Source organism: Kitasatospora sp. NPDC036755 (genome assembly GCF_040636595.1).
Lineage (GTDB): Bacteria > Actinomycetota > Actinomycetes > Streptomycetales > Streptomycetaceae > Kitasatospora.
Genome location: NZ_JBEZUT010000698.1, coordinates 1 through 1,106 on the forward strand (window position 1 = coordinate 1; position 1,106 = coordinate 1,106).

The 1,106-nt window shown below is 76.0% G+C and carries 1 protein-coding gene and 1 pseudogene; both read right to left on the minus strand.

Annotation, left to right across the window (positions count from 1 at the left end; translation table 11 throughout):
- The coding region (locus tag AB0E96_RS41300; RefSeq protein ID WP_329882915.1) for a roadblock/LC7 domain-containing protein at positions 1-137 on the minus strand (137 nt) is incomplete at its 3' end.
- 10 nt (positions 138-147) lie between these two features.
- Positions 148-1,106, minus strand: a pseudogene (locus tag AB0E96_RS41305) (hypothetical protein); the annotation flags it as partial.

Below are 1,106 nucleotides of genomic sequence, written 5' to 3' on the forward strand. Positions count from 1 at the left end.
GCGCGGTCGCGCGGGAAGCCCTCGGACATGCACAGCAGGAGGCCGTCCGCGGAGACCACCACGGTGTGGGACACCCCGGGGGTGTTGTCCACGAAGTTGGTGATCAGCCAGTTCAGGTTCTGTGCGGCCTGGCTCATCTGGTTCAACTCAACGCTCCTGGTGATCTGCGCCGTTGCCGTCGTTCCGGCCACCGAAACTATCGAATCCGGGCTGCTGGGCACCATGCTGGAAACCCGGCTGGTTGGCGGCCTGCTCGGCCCCGGCGCGGCGGCCCTGCTGGATGCCGCGGCGCAGGTTGGTCAGCCGGCCGCGGACCTCCTCCGGGGCCCGGGAGACCTGGGGACCGGTCAGCGGCGAGGCCTCGGCGGTGCCGGAGACCAGGTTGGCCTGCGGAGTCCGCCGGGGCAGGCCCGACATGGTGACGCCGCTGGTCGAGGGCTCGCGGATCTGCTCCGCGCGGCGCCAGCGCTCGTCGTTCGCGGACGGACGCCACGGCGCGTCGCCGGTGCCCGGCTGCGACTGGCCCTGCGGCTGCTGCGGTGCCTGCTGCTGCGGTGCCTGCTGGGGGGCGGGCCGGGCGGCCTGCTGCTCCGGGCCCGGCTCCTGGAACTCCGGTGCGGAGGTGCCGGGGCGGCGCGGCTGGTACGGCCGCGGCCGCGCCTGCTGCGAGTCCTCGGCCTGCGGGAACCAGGGCTGCTCGGCGGTCTCGGACGGGCCGGTCGGCAGCGCCATCGGCTCCTGGTGCGGCAGCGGCTGCGGCTGCTGCGGGGCCTGCTCCTGACGGACCGGCTCCGGACGCGGCGGGTTCGGCACGTTCGGCAGCACCGGCTCCACCAGGCCGAGGCCCAGCGGGTCGCGCGGGTCGATCTGGCTGGCCTCGAAGCGCGGACGGGCGAACTGCTGGGTGCTCTCCACCGGCGCCGGCTCGGCCGACGGCAGCGGCTGGGGCTGGGGCTGCTGAGCGGCCTGCGGCGGCAGCTGCGGCTGGCGGTCGCGCTGCGGCGCGTCCGGGCCCGGCTGCGCACCAGCGTGCCCGGCCTCTGGTCGGCGGGGGAGACCAACGGTGTCGGTGGCGCCGACCTCGCGCTCGCCGAGGGCGAGCTGGC